Origin of the sequence: Natrinema sp. 74 (genome assembly GCF_046097095.1) — an archaeon.
Classification (GTDB): domain Archaea; phylum Halobacteriota; class Halobacteria; order Halobacteriales; family Natrialbaceae; genus Natrinema.
Window position 1 is genome coordinate 254,331 of sequence record NZ_CP175699.1, and the last position, 16,150, is coordinate 270,480.

9 protein-coding genes are annotated in these 16,150 nt (G+C 61.5%); 3 read left to right on the forward strand and 6 right to left on the reverse strand.

Features of this window, described 5'->3' with window-relative positions:
• Positions 1-231: 231 nt before the first annotated feature.
• Both fdhF and ACJ70B_RS19110 read right to left on the reverse strand, forming a co-directional pair.
• Entirely contained in the window at positions 232-3,567 is a 3,336-nt protein-coding gene (gene fdhF / locus ACJ70B_RS19105; protein WP_408960602.1) for a formate dehydrogenase subunit alpha, read from the reverse strand.
• Positions 3,564-5,087, reverse strand: a complete 1,524-nt coding sequence (locus ACJ70B_RS19110; RefSeq protein WP_408960603.1) for an NADH-ubiquinone oxidoreductase-F iron-sulfur binding region domain-containing protein — start codon at positions 5,085-5,087, stop codon at positions 3,564-3,566. The genes fdhF and ACJ70B_RS19110 overlap by 4 nt, the downstream gene beginning before the upstream one ends.
• Positions 5,088-5,352: 265 nt before the next feature.
• Between ACJ70B_RS19110 and ACJ70B_RS19115 the strand changes: the two genes are divergently transcribed.
• A complete protein-coding gene (locus tag ACJ70B_RS19115) occupies positions 5,353-5,625 on the forward strand; it encodes a hypothetical protein (protein WP_408960604.1) in 273 nt (90 codons plus the stop codon).
• A gap of 194 nt (positions 5,626-5,819) precedes the next feature.
• Here the strand turns inward: ACJ70B_RS19115 and ACJ70B_RS19120 are convergent, their stop codons facing one another.
• Both ACJ70B_RS19120 and ACJ70B_RS19125 read right to left on the reverse strand, forming a co-directional pair.
• Positions 5,820-7,589 (reverse strand): aldehyde ferredoxin oxidoreductase family protein, encoded by a 1,770-nt coding sequence (locus ACJ70B_RS19120; protein ID WP_408960605.1) that lies wholly within the window; start codon positions 7,587-7,589, stop codon positions 5,820-5,822.
• A 373-nt stretch (positions 7,590-7,962) separates the two neighbouring features.
• Positions 7,963-10,536, reverse strand: coding sequence for an FAD-dependent oxidoreductase (locus tag ACJ70B_RS19125; RefSeq protein ID WP_408960606.1), 2,574 nt, complete (start codon positions 10,534-10,536; stop codon positions 7,963-7,965).
• Between the two features lie 436 nt (positions 10,537-10,972).
• Between ACJ70B_RS19125 and ACJ70B_RS19130 the strand changes: the two genes are divergently transcribed.
• Complete coding sequence (locus ACJ70B_RS19130) at positions 10,973-11,416, forward strand: GlcG/HbpS family heme-binding protein (RefSeq protein WP_408960607.1); 444 nt, start codon at positions 10,973-10,975, stop codon at positions 11,414-11,416.
• Positions 11,417-12,142: 726 nt separating this feature from the next.
• The gene (locus ACJ70B_RS19135) at positions 12,143-13,300 is read left to right on the forward strand and encodes a glutathione-independent formaldehyde dehydrogenase (protein WP_408960689.1); all 1,158 of its coding nucleotides are present in this window, start codon (positions 12,143-12,145) and stop codon (positions 13,298-13,300) included.
• Between the two features lie 245 nt (positions 13,301-13,545).
• On the opposite strand, the gene ACJ70B_RS19140 is transcribed toward ACJ70B_RS19135, so the two are convergent.
• Positions 13,546-14,664, reverse strand: coding sequence for a CobW family GTP-binding protein (locus tag ACJ70B_RS19140; protein WP_408960608.1), 1,119 nt, complete (start codon positions 14,662-14,664; stop codon positions 13,546-13,548).
• A 557-nt stretch (positions 14,665-15,221) separates the two neighbouring features.
• Positions 15,222-16,130, reverse strand: a complete 909-nt coding sequence (gene pdxS / locus ACJ70B_RS19145) for a pyridoxal 5'-phosphate synthase lyase subunit PdxS (RefSeq protein WP_408960609.1) — start codon at positions 16,128-16,130, stop codon at positions 15,222-15,224.
• Positions 16,131-16,150 lie beyond the last annotated feature (20 nt).

A 16,150-nucleotide genomic window follows, 5' to 3' on the forward strand; every position in this document is an offset into this window, starting at 1 on the left:
ATCGTTCTAACTACCTACCGAACTCGGAATGAGGCCCACGCAGGAGAACCCGTCGAACGGGCCGGCAGACTAGTACTCAGCGACACGGCCGACGAGCGAGTTGCTGATCAGCGTTCGTTTTCCACCCATGCGATTCGACAGCCTCGAACGGTGGTTCAGTAATTCCGTAATGGTTCCGACACGAGACGTTTACTCGAGCAGAAATGTCTGCGGTCGAGATGACCGTGACGATCAGTCGTCGCCGGCCGCGGCTTTGTCGTCACTACCGGTTCCAGCGTCGGTCGCCCGCAATACATCCGGATTGGCGTCCGATCCGAGCGGTTCGAGGCGGACGCTGGATACCTTGTACTCGGGAATCCCGGTGTGCGGGTCGAAGCTCTCCTGGGTAAGCTTGTTGACCGCGCCGGCAGCGAAGTGCATCGGGATGAATAGCGTCCCCTCGCCGACGCGGTCAGTCACGGTCGCCTTGACGACGATGTCTCCGCGGCGAGACTCGATCCGGACGTACTCGCCGTCGGCGACGCCGAGTTCGTCGGCTGTCGCCGGGTTGATCTCGACGAAGCTCTCGCCGACGTGGCTCATAAGCCCCTCGACGCGCCGGGTTATCTGGCCGGTGTGCCAGTGGTAGAGCACCCGCCCGGAGGTGAGCGTGAGCGGATACTCTTCGTCGGGCAGCTCGCCGGGGTGTCCACCGTCCGCGGGCACGAAGCGCGCCATGCCGTCGTCGAAGTTGAACTCTCCGTCCTTGTAATCGTAGAGGTACGGCGTTCCGGGGTGGTCTTCATCCCAGCAGGGCCACTGGAGTCCGTGCTCGTCGCCCGACTCGAGGCGCTCGTAGGTAACGCCGCCGTAGATCGGAGTGAGATCGCTGATCTCGTCCATGATCTCGCACGGGTGGTCGTAGTCCCAGTCGTAGCCGAGGCGCTCGGCCAGCGCCTGCGTGATCTGCCAGTCTTGGCGGGCCTCGCCTGGGGGTTCCGCCGTGGGACGGACCCGCTGGATCCGGCGCTCGGTGTTGGTGAACGTGCCGTGTTTCTCCGGCGATGTCGCTGCAGGCAGGATCACGTCCGCGTGAGTCGCCGTCTCCGTCATGAAGATGTCCTGAACGACGAGGAACTCCAGTTTCTCGAGCGCCTCCTCGGCGTGCTGGATGTCGGGTTCGGACAACGCGGGATTTTCCCCGACGACGTACATTCCCCGCAGGTTCCCATCGTGTGCCTCCGAGAGCATCTCTGGCACCTTGAGTCCCGGCTCCTCTGGCGGGCGCTCGCCCCATGCGTCCTCGAACTTCTGGGTAACCTCGTCGTCCGTCGGATCCTGATAGCCCGGCAGGCTTCCAGGGAGCGTTCCCATGTCGCCGCCGCCGCCCTGCACGTTGTTCTGCCCCCGGAAGGGCGAGAGCCCGGCCCCAGGCTTGCCGACCTGGCCGAGCGCGAGTGCGAGGTCAGCCATCGCGAGGAGGTTCTGCGTGCCGTGGCTGGACTGGGTCATTCCCATCGCCCAGCCGAAGACAACGGTATCGGCCTCGGCGAGCGTCTCGGCGGCGGACTTCAGCTCTGCAGGCGGAACGCCAGCCAACTCTTCGACTTTGTCGGGCGTGAACGCCTGTACCTTCTCCTTTACTTTCTCGAATCCCTTCGTATTACGTTCGATAAACACCTCGTCGTGGAGGTCGTTCTCAACGATATATCGAATAAGACCGTTGATCCAGGCGACGTCATACCCAGGTCTGGTCCGTGTGTACTGGTCGGCGTGCTCTGCGATGTCGACCTCTCGAGGATCGAAGACGACTAGGTCGGCTCCGTCCCGGACGTTCTGCTTGATGCGGGTTGCCAGAACCGGATGCGACTCCGTCGTGTTCGACCCGGTGATGAGGTAGGCGTCGGCCTCGCCAATGTCTTCGTTGATGCGGTTGGTCATGGCACCGTACCCGAGGGTCTGTTGCAGCGCCGCCACCGTCGACGAGTGACAGAGCCGTGCACAGTTGTCGATGTTTTTCGTTCCGAGAACCTGTCGGGCGAACTTCTGGACGAGATAGGCTTCCTCGTTGCTCCCCTTCGAGGACGCGAGACAGCTGACGGCGTCGACGCCGTGTTCGTCCTGGATCGCGCGCAACTCGCTCGCGACGCGGTCGAGCGCCTCATCCCAGGACGCCGTCTCGAACTCACCGTCCTCGTTGCGCACGAGTGGTGCCGTGACCCGCTCGTCGCTGTTGGCGAACTCGTGGCCGAACTTTCCTTTCACGCAAGTAGAGAAATTGTTGGCGGGCGCTTGGGCGGGATCATCGACGGGTTGGACGCCGATCGCGTCACCGTCTTTCCCCCACATCTCGAATCGGCAGCCGACGGCACAGAACCCGCACGTCGTCTCCTCCTTGTCGACCTTGCCAAGTCGGTAGTCGCTCACGGCCGACGCAACGTCGAACAATCGCCCTTCGGGAAGCACCGTCGCGGCGACGTTCTCGGCGGTGTGTTCGCCGGCCAGCATGGCTTTCCGACCGTACTCTGTGGCGAGGTCCAGCGCACGGCGTCTGCTCTGGGCCATGAACCGTGCGACGCCGCTTCGGCTGTCCGGACTCACGCTGGGGCTGGCTCCGATTCGATTCTCTCTGCCGGGGTCGGGCGAGCGATTCGGCGCCGTCGTATCGTCGAGCGTTTCGACCGTTTCGTGTTCGATGACTTTCCCAACGGAGTTGCGCTGGGTGAACCCCGGAAGCGGGAGTGTCGCAGTGCCGCCGATGTCCTTCTCCGTCAACGCGCCCGTCGGACAGACGGTCGCACAGTGACCGCAGGAGACGCAGTCGGAGTCGGCCATCGTCTCGGCGTCGGACTGGAAGCCGATGCGCGTGTCCTCGCCGTGGCCCTCGATGCGGAGCACGCCCTCGACCTGGACATCGTTACAGCCCTCAACGCACCGGTTGCAGAGGATGCACTTGTTCCGGTCGATCTGGATAAACGACGAACTGTCGTCGACGGGTTCGTACTCGTCACGGTCGTCGAAGACGCCATAGCGCGGATGGTCAACACCCTCGCTGATGGCGGTGTCCTGCAGTTCGCAGCGTCCATTGCCGTTGCAGGTGGTACACCGGAGATTGTGGTTCGAGAGGACTAGATCGAGGTTGACGCTCCGAGCTTCCTCGGCGTCCGGCGTGTCCGTCTGCACGGAGAGCCCGTCCTCGGCCGGGAACGAACACGAGGGAACGAGGCCGTGCGCTTCGGTCTCGACCATGCAGGTCCGGCACTCGCTTCGCGGTCCGATCTCACCGCTGCAGTCGCCGTCGCGGTCGTAGTAGCAAAGCGCGGGGACATCGGCGTCATCTTCGATGCCGTCCGCCCCAGGGTCGACGCTGACCGTCTCGTCGCTGACGGCCTGCATCGCGTCGATGACGGTCGAATCCGGCGGGACGGTCACCGGTTCGCCGTTGATCGTCACCGTCGTCGGGTCGTCGATGTCAGTGCCGACGTCAGGGTCGTTCGCGGTGCCGGTCTCGAATTCGGTCGTGACCGGCGTGTTCGATTGCGGATCTTCGAGATCGGGAATAGCAGGGAACGTGTGGTCAGTACTCATAGTTTCTCCGTGCAGGTGCCGCTGGGACAGCGGCCGTCGGTATGCGCTCGGAACTCCGGTTCGAACTCGTCGATCGCCGTCGTTACGGGGCGGGGCGCGTGAGCGCCGATCTGGCAGTTGCTCGATCGTGTCATCACTCGACCCAGTTCGCGGATCGTGTCGGTCTCGAGCGATCCCTGATAGACGTCTCGCAAGAGTTCGGTGAGCTGTGTCGTCCCTTCGCGGCCCGGCACGCAGCGGCCGCTGTTCTCGGTGGATGCGAACCGGGCGCGCTCGCCGACACTGGCGACCACGCACCGGTCGTCGTTCAGAAGTTCGACGATGCCGTCGGTCCCGAGACCGGCTGCAGTGAGCGACTGTGCGGTCGGAGCGATGTCGAGGCGTCGCGTAATACCGCCGAGAACACCGCCGACGCAGGCCATCTTGAACGATCCTGTCAGTTCGACGGCGTCTCGTACCACCGAAAGGCTGCTGTCTGACGGGAGTTCGATGGTCACCGGATCAGCGACGTCGCCGGCGACGGTGATCAGCCGGGTGCCCGGATCGGCGGCGTCCGCGTCGAATGCGTCCGGATCGCGGATCGCCCGCCGTACCTGTGCGAACGTCCGCGGCGTGTGGATGACCGTCGGCCGTCCGTAGAGACCGTGCTTGGCGGGCGAGGGCGGCTGGAGACGCGGTTCGATGCGGTCGGCGCCTTCCATCGCCTCGAGCGCGGCCGTCGGGGCGCCGGCGCGGTACTCGTCGGGGCCGGTCACCAGCTGCGGAACGATCGGGAGTTCGCCGGCGACTGCATCGATCGCTTCGCGGAGGTGTCGATGCAGGTGGGTATCCTCCTCGTTCAGGTAGACGACGGCGTCGTCAGCACCTACGTACTCGGCGACGGCGGCTATTCCGTCGAGGACGGCTATCGGCGCGCCGCCGAGCAACACCTCGTCCGCTCGCTGCTCGTTGCGCGTCTCGTTCGCGTTGGCAACCACGACTGGGTCTCCGTCCGCGTCTCGGACGGTCTCCCACATGTCGGTGACGGGGTCGTTGGCGGCGGCATCGCCGCGGCCCCGACCAAGGAGTCCGATATCCGTCACCGTCTCTGCAGTCCGTTCAGACGCGACGATCGACCACTCGTTCGGATCGAGTGGATCGACCCATCCACACCGGCCGAGCACCGACCGCTGACCGATCGAGAGCGGTCCTGTGTTTGGGATCGGAAGCGATGTCGTCTCGAATTCGTGTTCGACGACCGCGTCAGCGTCATCCGCTGGGACGGTTCCGTCTTCCAGCGCGGTAACGACATCCCGGGCGGTTGACGGATTCGAGTCGGCGAAGAATGCTGTCCGGCCCTCGTGTGTCGCCACGACGAGCGGTTCGCTCCCCGTCACACCGGTCGGTCCCGTGCGGACCACCGGTATTGAATCAGCTTCGTCTCGCATCGCCGTCACGACCGCTTCGTCGCCGTTCGCCGCTACGTCGGTCGCGACGCGGACGAGAGTGGAGCGACTAGTGGCACTTGTACCACGTTCCATTGGGTATACCGTTGAATCGCAGGGATAAAAACTCTCATGATTAGAATATTAGTTTCCCATAGTAACGGACGTAAAACCTATGACTGAAGTCGTGGGTGTCTCACAACCAGGCTGTCAGGAGCCGGTGTTCCCTGTATGGATCCGTCTCCCGTACCCGCCCATGGCCGATCCGGTTCTAACGGATCGACGCAAGTCGGTTCCCCTCACCGATCGTTCGCTTAGCTTATCAAATATATTAGGATCCTCTAGCCGAATATTAGATGTGATGACGAATCCTCAATTCGAGGAAGTCAAGACGGAAGCGGCGGCGGCAGTCTCCGGTAACGATCTCCGCTCGGTGTACACTGGGATTGTCCACGAGAACGGCCGGCACGAGTACTACTTCGGTAACGATACCGAGGAAGCGGCCGAACTCCGGGAAGCCGCAGCGGTTCAGCTCGGCATGCTGGTGCGCGTACTCGCCGACCGTTCCGACAGCCCCGTTGAGGAGATTGCCGACCTTGCAATCGAGCGTGCCGAGCAAATGGAGCTTCGGTAAGCACTCGACAGGTCACGCTAACACGGACCGCTGCGGAGCTACGCCCGCTTCTGGACGGTGTCGACGACTGGCCGCTGTAGTCATCAAACGACCAGGTTCGTCCGGATCGGTACCAGATGAGTTCCGAAACAGGTCGGTTGTGACCGCTGGCCGAGACGGTCTGCATCCTGCCGGAACAGTGGCCGTTACGACACTCATTTCCGTTTTATGGGACGCTCGGCCAGCGGCGTCTCGTCGTCGATGACCTCGTCCAACCCGAGACGATCGACCGTCTCGCGGGCCGGTCGACCGTCGGCTCCCCACCCGCGCTCCGCGTAATAGGCGTCGAGCATCGCATCGAAACGGTCCTCGTCGACCGCCTGCCCGTCGTTCGGCCCCGACTTCAGGGGTTTTCGGAGCGCGGGCGGTAGTTCGTCGTCCGCTCGAGAAACCCCCTCACGGACATTGAACAACCGGGTAAGTGTCCAGATGCGCTCCCCGACCGTCTGCAAGTCTCCATCAGTGTCCAACCCCACGGCGTCTAGCCACTCGGCACCGAGATCCTCGAAGACATCGCCGACGAAGTCGTCGACGATCAGACTCCAGAGAATCGATCGTTGGTCCTGTTCAGTTGCGACGGCGCGGGCGGCCCGCCCTGAACTCCAGTTCTCGAAGGCCTCTTGCTCGATCGGAATCGCTCGCCGGTGGCAGGCACCACGATCGCTCGTGGCATAGGCCAGTGCCATGCTTTCGGCACCCCGGGGATCGTATGCGGGCAGTTCCATCGCTTTGACCGTCGGCACGAGATCGTCGCCGCCGAACCGCTCGGCCGCCACGTCGACTCCCTCCGCCAGTGCGTCGCCGAGCGTCGTCTCTCGAGTCGCAATATCGCGGAGCAGTGATCGCGCGTCGCCGGGATTACCGAACGCAAACGAGTGATCTAGCAGGCCTGCCTCGCTGGCACGGATGGCCCACGCGACTGTGTTTCCGGCGGTGATCAGATCGAGACCGAGTCGGTCACATGTTGCCCCGAGTTCCGCCACGGAGTCGAAATCGTCGATGCCTAGGCCTGCACCGAGCGTCATCGCTGTCGCACCGCGGGGGATGCTCTCGCCCACGTCAGTCTCGACTCGGTACCCTCCGAGGTCTTCGTCGTTCGGGTACTCCCGCTCTCGTGCAAGTTTGCGGACGGCGGCGATGCCGATGTCGTCTGCGCCCTCGAACTGCCCGTCTTGCCATCCGCGCGTCGGGAGGACGCCGGTCTCGTTGGCAAAGTCGACCGTTTCGACGGTGCCGCTCGCTTGCAGCCACGTTCCAGTATCTGATTCGAGATAGCGTTCCGCGTACTGTTCGCGCAGGTTCTCGAGGCCCGACGGGGGATCGCCCCGGGCGACAACGGCCTTGAGCCGCTTGGCACCCATCACGGCGCCCGCGCCGCCTCGACCGGCGTGGTGGTCGCCGGCGTCGGACGAAATGGTCGCGTAGGCGACCTGGTTCTCCCCAGCAGGACCGACACAGGCGACCGCGGCGTCGGAAAAATGCTCGTCAGTGGCGACGGTATCTTCTCCCCAAGTCTCAGCCGACTCGATGTCCACGTCTCCGTCCGCCACGACGAGTCGGACTGGCTCCGACGCCCGGCCGGTGACGAGGATGCCGCCCGCGTCGCGTAATGCACCCGCGAGCACTGCCGGGAACGTCCCGCCGGCGTACGAGTCGAGAAAGCCCCCGGTCAGAGGGGACTTCGTGATAGCTGCGTAGCGACTCTCTCCTGGAAGGAGTCCCGAGACCGGGCCGGTCATGAACAGCAGGACGTTGTTCGGCCCGAGCGGATCGGTATCGGCATCCAGTTCCTCGTAGAGGTACCGCGCTCCAAGACCCTTGCCGCCGACGTAACGTCGTCGCCACTCGTCCGGGACGGAAACGCGTTCCACCGTCTCCGTCGAGAGATCCACGCGGAGGAGTTGATCGGGCGCGCGAAGGTGCATCAGGTAGAGGTATCCCTTTGCGGTGTAAAAAGGTGTCTCGTCTTCGAACGTACAGCACCGCGCGGACGGCCGTATCTGCGTGCGGGTCCCTCATCGCCAGCAGTCGTTCGACGCGTTTCAACGAACCGGATAAGACGGTCACCGACCGTGCCGGGAACTCCGCTGATACGTCGCGTCGCGGATCGGGCTACCACTGTCACTGACGAACTCGTGGCCAGCCGCTGGGCGGACTAGAGTTCTCCGATCGAGGTGCGAGTATACTATCAGATTTTGCTGCCGATGGTCTCGCTAATCGCACGACAGAGCATCGATCTCATCGAGAGAAAATAAAAGTCAAAGGGAAGATCGCACCGCGCCGTCGAGTGCGCTCTTTCTAATCGAGGAGCGGTTCCTCGCGAACGGTGGCGTCGTACCGTTCGCCCTCGTACTGGATCTCGAGTTCGGTCCCGGGCTCTGCGTACTCCGGCGGGAGATACGTGTAGACGACGCAGGCACCGACCGTGTACCCGTACTCGGCGCTGTGTACGTAGCCGATCGGTTCATCACCGTCGAGGATCGGCCGGTGAGGGAGGATCGTCGCCGCTTCGTCGTCGAGGGTCAGGCACGCGACCTTGTGGTCGATGTTGTCACCCTCGGCCGCTGCGACAACAGCTTCCTTCCCGATGAAGTCGGTCTCCAGATCGGTGGCCCACCCGAGGCCCGCTTCGTAGGGGTTGTGCTCGGTGTGGAGATCCGCTCCCCACAGCCGGAACCCCTTCTCAATGCGCAGCGCGTTCAACGCGCCGTTGCCGTACGGGCGAAGGTCGTACTCTTCGCCGGCCTCCATGAGATGCTCCCAGAGCTGCTCGCCGTACTCGGCGGGTGTGTACAGCTCCCAGCCGAGTTCACCGGCGTAGGACACCCGGAGCGCGGTGACAGGCACGTTCTTGACGAAGAACTGCTGACTCGTGAAGAACGGGAACGCCTCGTCGGAGAGGTCCACGTCCGTCACCTTGGAGAGCACCTTCCGCGCGTTCGGACCGGTACAGACCATCGCCGCCAGGCTGGAGGTAACGTCGTTGACGACCACGTCCTCGGGGGACTGTTCGCGGACCCACGCGACGTGGTTGTTTCCGACCTCGCGACCGGTCGTCAGCAGGAGGTAGCGGTCGTCGTCGACGCGCGTGACGGTGATGTCTGCGCGGACGCCGCCCTCCTCGTTACACATCAAGGTGTACCGGACGTCGCCGATGTCGAGGTCCATGTCGTTCGTACAGAGACGCTGGACGAAGTCTCCGGCGTCGTTCCCGACGACCTCCATCTTGTTGAACGACGTCATGTCGTGGAGGCCGACCTTGTTGCGGACGTGGAGCGCCTCCGCGCCCTCGATGGGCGACCAGTACTTGCCCTCCCAGCCCTCGCGGTCCGGGATCTGATCGCCATATTCGGCGAGCAGGTCGGCGTTAGACTCAAACCACTGCGGTTCCTCCCAACCGGCTTCGGCCCACAGCTCGGCGTCGAGTTCCTTGTGGCTGTGGTACATCGGCGTGCGGCGGATGTCGCGCTGATGATCCGTCCACACCCATTTCGGGTGCATGATGTTGTAGACGATGCGGTACTCCTCGCCGCCGATGTCTCGCGCAAAGTCCCAGCTGCCTTCGTGGGCGTCGAACCGATTGACGTTGCAGTGCCGGAGATCGATCGGTCCGTCAGAGAGGCGGGGGACACCATTTTCCATCCACTCGGCGAGCGCCTTGCCGGCACCGCCGGCGTGAGTGACCCAGATGGCGGCCGCGGTCCAGAGACCGTCGTACTTTTGGACCGGACCCATCACCGGCAGGCCGTTTGGGGACTCCGCGAACATGCCGTTGTACTTGTGCTCGAGTTCCTTCCCCGCAGTGGCCGGCAACAGTTCGTCGCTGGCCTGTCGCGGGGCCTTGTCCGGCCGATCCGGGTGCGTCGCGTTGTTCATGTGGTACTCGGTAAACTCGTGGACCGAGCCCTGCTCAGCGTCTTCCTCGTTGCCGCCGAGGTCCTGCGGATCGGGCACAATGGGTTCGTGGTTGTACGACCCAATCCCGTACGAGTCACCGTGCGTCCGGAAGTACATCGCATTGTCCTGATCGCGGAGTATCGGCCGGTCGGGACTTGCGAGCAAGCGGTCGGTTTTGTCACCGGAGACGTCCTTATAGTTCTCGTACAGCGGGTGATCGCTGACGTCGATCCGGTTGTCGGCGAGTTCCTCGAGCGACTCGGTCATCGTGTATTGGTGCTCGACCGGTGTTACCGGGAGGTGAACGTCGAGTTTCTCGCCTAGCTGACGTGCCCAGATGTTCGTCGCGATGACGACTTCATCACACTCGATCGTCCCGTTTTCGGTGATAACCGAGTTGACCGAGCCGTTCTCGGTCTCGATATCTTCGGTGCGAGTATGCGGAACGAATTTCGCTCCCCGGTTCATGGCTTCTCTGGCGAGGGCAGCGCAGGCCACGACGCCGGACACCTGGCCGTCAGTCGGCGAGTAGTATCCACCCTGAATCGCGTCGCTGTCGACGAGCGGCAGCTTTTCTGCTACTTCCGCGGGCGAAAGGATCTCCGGGTTCGGGAGCCCCCAGGATTTAGCCCACTCGACGCGGCGCTGGAGGAAGTCCATCCGCTCGTCGCTCCGCGCAACCTCGATGCCGCTGACTTCCTTGTAGGCCTGAACTCCATTATCGTCCTCTAGGTCCGAGTATAGGTTACGGCTGTACTTGGCAAACTTCGAGAGGATCTTCGACTCGGAGGTCTGAAACATGATCCCCGGTGCGTGGCTGGAAGACCCACCAGTGGTCGGCATCGGTCCCTGATCAACGACAACAACGTCGTCTCGCCCGAGTTCAGTGAGCTGGTATGCCAGATTGCACCCGACGATACCGGCACCGACGATAACAGTGTCTGCGTGGTCCGGCAAGCTGTCGTCTGCATTCATAATTGTACACTCCGTGGTGCCAGTCGAGCACAAATATAATTATCGCTCACCCAGATCTTCATCAAAACGTGGTAGGAAATTTATAATTAGAGTTTCGAGATGGCAGTGGGTAACGGTGATATCACTGATATCCTACGGCACCATCGCCAAGCGACGGCGCTCGGTTCCGTGCATGGACACGCCACCGGTTGTGCATCTGCAAGGCCGTGGAGAAACACAAAGTGCCATTTTAACACCACTTTTGGCGATGGTAACGCTGAATCGCGGGATGAGGGCTCCCCCTTCTAGCTCCCCGAATCAATCAGGCGAACACTGGGAAATCCGCACACAATGGCCCTGATGAGGAACAATTCGATACTGCACTACAGAAAATAATATCGGATATCGAAGAAAGAACGACAACTTATTTCATGGCAACTCCTTATCTTCCTCTTGCATGGTAGAGTCCATTCCGCTGGAAACAGCGAAAGCGCTGATAGAAGCGGCAGAAGAGAAAGCGGACGAGATTGACAACCCAATGGTAATCACGGTCGCAAACAGCGAGGGGAATCTCATCGCCCAGCACCGTATGGACGGCGGCTGGCTGGCCTCCGTGAGCATCTCGCGTAACAAGGCGTACACGTCGGCTGCCTTGGAAATGCCGACACACGAACTAGCAGAGCCCTCCGAACCGGGTAACTCGCTGTACGGTCTCCAGACGACCGACGACGACCAGATCGTCATCTTCGGTGGCGGCTATCCGCTCGAGCGAGACGGTGAAGTCGTCGGCTCGGTCGGCGTCTCTGGCGGCGCTGTGAACCAAGACCGCGAAGTCGCCGAAGCGAGCGTCGAACGGTGGACCGAACTCGTCAAAGAGGGAGCGGTCACGGCAGACGACTGATCAGCGAGAGACCCGGAGGCACTCATCCGGTACGCGACTGAATCCCCGACGCTCTCAGTTGCTTCATTGTGTCTCCGCTAAATCACATTCTCATATGGGTCACGCTGGGGACCACTCGGATTATACTAGAAGTCTCTCTTGTTGGATGGATCTATCCCATCCCTGAGACACTGATAGTAGCGGTGTTCGGTGCGAGTTGCCCGTATACGGCCATGTTACCGATGTGTGAGACATTCCGAATCGAACTCGGCAACGGTTTCGAGTAACTCTATAAGTGATTCGCTCGAGGGGTCACGAAGTTCATTGTCTGGATCAGTGCTTGCCTTCCGCGGATCATTGACGACGCTGTTCTCGGTGAACTCGGCCGAGTCGAACGCAATATCGACCCATCCCTGCCAGTCGCCCTACCGATAATTGCTTGCGCTACCGCGTTATCGGGGGTGCTTCTCGCGTACATGGTCCGGGTCCGCGTGCTAAATCCAGACTCTTTAGGGGCCCGCCGCTGAACTCTCTGCGCTCAAACTATCATCCGTCCACATAGAAACGCCCACTTTGACTCGCGTAGCAGCCTTCCAATGTGAGCATACGTGGATAGACAGCCATGTAGAACGAATCGTCGCCACTAAAGGTTGTATAGTTCACGTGTTGAGTTTTGGCCACCAGCATGAACATTGAATATAAATATGGTCCGCTCGTAGATGATAGTGGAGATATCGATCAATGTCCATGAATGCCGTCGTTTACAAAGGTGAACGCGAGGTTGCGGTCGAAGAAGTCGAACAACCCCAGATCGAGCATCCGAACGATGTCGTGATCGATATCACGACAACGTGTATCTGCGGGTCCGACCTACACATGTACGAAGGGCGGACGGCCGCAGAGTCGGGGATTGTATTCGGTCACGAGAACATGGGGACCGTGACCGAGGTCGGCGATGCAGTGAGTTCTCTCGAGGTGGGCGACCGCGTCGTCGCGCCGTTCAACGTCGCCTGCGGATTTTGTGAGAACTGCGAGAACGGTTACACGGGCTTCTGTACGAACGTCAACCCCGGGTTCGCCGGCGGCGCGTACGGGTACGTCGCGATGGGGCCGTACCAGGGTGGTCAGGCCGAGCAACTCCGCATTCCGTACGCCGACTTCAACGCGCTCAAACTGCCCGACGGCGACGAACACGAGGACTCGTTCGCACTGCTCGCGGACATCTTCCCGACCGGCTGGCACGGCACGGAACTCGCCAACCTCGAGTCCGGTGACTCTGTCGCTATCTACGGTGCTGGTCCGGTGGGCCTGATGGCGGCCTACAGCGCCAAGCTCAAGGGTGCCGCGGAGATCTACGTCGTTGACCGCGTTCCCAGCCGCCTCGAACTGGCTGAGGAACACTGCGACGCGACGCCGATCAACTTCGAGGAGGGAGATCCGGTCGAACAGATCAAGGACATCCACGGCGGGGGCGTCGACAAGGGTGTTGACGCCGTCGGATACCAGGCTATCGACCCGGATAAGGAAGGCGACGACGCGTACGACCCCGCTCGCGAGAACCCGGCCGTCGTCATCAATAATCTCATCCGGACGGTCCGCCCGACCGGAGAGCTCGGGATTCCGGGACTGTACGTCCCCGACGACCCCGGTGCGCCGGACGACATGGCTGCACAGGGACGTCTCGGCATTGACTTTGGTCTTCTCTTCGAGAAGGGGCAAGCGCTCGGTACCGGCCAGTGTAACGTCAAGGAGTACAACCGCGAACTCCGCGACATGATCATCGAAGGACGCGCCGATCCCAGCTGGGTCGTCTCGCACCGCGTCGACCTGGAGGACGCGCCGGAAATGTACGAGAAATTCGATAATCGCGAGGAAGGCGTTACAAAGGTCTTGCTGGAACCGTAACCCTCGCGCGATTAGACGCCGCCGTTTTTAGCGAGACCACGTCTTTCCACGTTACCTGGTAATAGACTAGTCGCACAAAGTCCTTCGTACCTAGACGACTGGACGTGAGGGACCGAGTACGAGACGCAGCCAAATACTTGGGTACGACGCGAACCGGACAGTCACCAGCGATATGGGTCGCCGTCGACTGCGAGAAGTATACGGGTGCTGGAACGACCAGTGAAGGAATCAGCTCCGGGCGGAGATCAAGCGGATCCGCGGGGGAAGGGATCGGTAGCGTACGCTTCGGTCTGTTCGTCGGACGCCGCCAGACAGTCGTCGAGTTCGCCGGTCACGGCCGCTTCGTCAAGATCGCTACCGATGAACACTAACTGTGTCGTCGGGTCGTCGTCTCCCCATTCGCCGATCGGACCAGCCTGGACGGATGGACCGGCCTGGCTCACCCCGAGAACTGTCTCTGGGCGACTCGCCACCCACGCGAACCCTTTCGCGCGGATAATCGTGCCGTCCCAGTCGTCGAGCCACGCGTCGAACCGCTCGGGGTGGAAGGGGCGCTCTCGCCGATAGACGAACGACTCGACGCCGTGCGCCTCGGCCGCCGAAACGGCATCGTCACCGTGGTCGTGACCCGGATGCTCGTTTGCTACTTCACCGGACAGAGCTTGCTTCCAACCTTGCTGCCGCCGTGCCGCTTCGAAGTCGAACGATCCAGTATCGAGAACGGCACTCGGGTCGACATCGCTGTACGTCGTTCGATGAAGCGTCGCACGCGGCTGGAGTTCGCGGATGGCGGCCTCGATAGACTCCAGCGCAGCGTCGGATACCATATCGCACTTGTTCAGCAGCAACGTGTCGCAAAACTCGATTTGGTCGACTAGCACCTCGGTCAGCGGGCGTTCGGGCTCCGGGGCAGCATCCGGGAGGGACTCTTCGGAATCGAACGCTTTCCAGAACCCGTATGCGTCGACGACCGAAACTGTCGTATCGAGGCGGAACCGGTCAGGGAGGCTGTCTTCGTTTGTCCCCTCGGTGAGCGCACGAGCGATGGGTACCGGTTCGCTGATTCCCGACGCCTCGACGACGAGGTAGTCGAGCGCGCGCTCCTCTACCAACCGCGTCGTCTGAGCGACGAGGTCGTCCTGAAGTCGACAGCAGATACACCCGTTCGAGAGGTCAACGACACCATCCTCCGTCTCGTCGGCGATTAACTCCGCGTCGACGTTGACTTCGCCCATGTCGTTGACAATGACAGCGATTCGCCTATCGCCGGGGTTGTTCAGCAGTCGATTGACCAGCGTCGTTTTGCCCGCACCCAGCGGTCCGCTGATGACAGTAATCGGAATCTCGGATGTAGACGTGACCATTCCGTATGGTGTCTCGTGTCGATGTATAATGAATCTCCCGTCAACAGCAAGAGATGAGTTGTCATCTCACAGTTACAGAAGACACAGTGGCTGCTATCGTAGTTCTGTGTTCGTAGCCGGCATAGCGGTCGACCGGTAGCCGTTCTCCAGAACCCGTAGTTGAGCGCGCAAGACGCCGCGAGTCAATCGTTCGCCGTCACCGTCTCGTCTGTTTCGCCGGCAGCCACCGCGTTGAAGCTGTTACCCGGCTAGTCAGGAATCAGCTGTGGAATTCCTCAGGAGCACCGAATTGCGCGTCGATCTCGTCGGAATTTTCGAGTTCAGTGCGTCCGAGCTGCATGGAGATTTCTATTAGAAGATGTACCTAATAGACCAATAGAGGCAGCGCGAAAGGTGATCAGATCAACGAGATAATGATAACAGGCCAACCTTGATAGTCAAGCTATACTATAAGTTGTGGATACCGTGAACAGAGCCGATCGTGAACCGAGGACTATTTCCTTAGTGAAGACGCCTATTGCGGACGTTATCGGCCGAAATAGCAGTGCAGTACCACACTAAACGCCTCGTTCCTGCAACTTCTCCTTCTCAGGCAGATCGACATTCGCGTTGCCTTTCATGCCCTTTCCAAGGTTCTTCGAAGTCTCAGCGAGTATTTTGGGGTCGTCCCAATTGTTTACCGCGTCAACGATCGCTTTGGCCATCGCGGGCGGGTTTTCGGCGCCGAAGATACCGCTGCCGACGAAAATGCCGTCGCACTCGTGGTGCATCATAAGCGCGGCGTCGGCCGGCGTCGCGATGCCGCCGGCGGCGAAGTTCACGACCGGAAGCCGGCCCAGTTCGGCGGTCTCGTGGACCAGTTCCGCGGGTGCTTCGATCTCACGAGCGTAAGCCTCGCGTTCCTCGTGGGTCATCCCCTCGAGCTTGCGGATCGCACCCTTGATGGTTCGCTGGTGGTGGACGGCCTGATTGACATCTCCCGTTCCCGCTTCACCCTTGGTGCGAATCATCGCCGCGCCCTCGTTGATTCGGCGCAGGGCCTCGCCGAGGTTGCGCGCGCCGCAGACGAATGGCGCAGTGAACTCACGCTTGTCGATGTGGTAGGCGTCGTCGGCGGGCGTGAGGACTTCAGACTCGTCAACCATGTCGACGCCGACAACCTCGAGAATTTCTGCTTCCTTGGTGTGGCCGATGCGTGCTTTGCCCATGACCGGGATGGAAACCGAGTCGACGATCTCCTCGACATCTGCGGGGTCAGCCATCCGTGCGACGCCGCCGCGCTTGCGGATGTCCGCTGGGACCGCTTCTAGTGCCATAACGGCGACGGCACCAGCCTCCTCGGCGATGCGAGCCTGCTCAGGACTGACAACATCCATGATGACGCCTCGCTTCTGCATCTGAGCGAAGCCACGTTTAACAAGGTCTGTCCCATTCCGCAGCTTTTCAAGCTGTGAATTTTCAGTCATTATATGTTCACCTTTGATTC

Excerpts from the sequence above, each read along its gene's own strand:
- ACJ70B_RS19120 (WP_408960605.1), bottom strand. The coding sequence starts at position 7,589 with ATGCACCTTCGCGCGCCCGATCAACTCCTCCGCGTGGATCTCTCGACG.
- pdxS (WP_408960609.1), bottom strand. The coding sequence starts at position 16,130 with ATGACTGAAAATTCACAGCTTGAAAAGCTGCGGAATGGGACAGACCTT.
- fdhF (WP_408960602.1), bottom strand. The coding sequence starts at position 3,567 with ATGAGTACTGACCACACGTTCCCTGCTATTCCCGATCTCGAAGATCCG.
- ACJ70B_RS19125 (WP_408960606.1), bottom strand. The coding sequence starts at position 10,536 with ATGAATGCAGACGACAGCTTGCCGGACCACGCAGACACTGTTATCGTC.
- ACJ70B_RS19130 (WP_408960607.1), top strand. The coding sequence starts at position 10,973 with ATGGTAGAGTCCATTCCGCTGGAAACAGCGAAAGCGCTGATAGAAGCG.
- ACJ70B_RS19110 (WP_408960603.1), bottom strand. The coding sequence starts at position 5,087 with ATGGAACGTGGTACAAGTGCCACTAGTCGCTCCACTCTCGTCCGCGTC.
- ACJ70B_RS19135 (WP_408960689.1), top strand. The coding sequence starts at position 12,143 with ATGAATGCCGTCGTTTACAAAGGTGAACGCGAGGTTGCGGTCGAAGAA.
- ACJ70B_RS19115 (WP_408960604.1), top strand. The coding sequence starts at position 5,353 with ATGACGAATCCTCAATTCGAGGAAGTCAAGACGGAAGCGGCGGCGGCA.
- ACJ70B_RS19140 (WP_408960608.1), bottom strand. The coding sequence starts at position 14,664 with ATGGTCACGTCTACATCCGAGATTCCGATTACTGTCATCAGCGGACCG.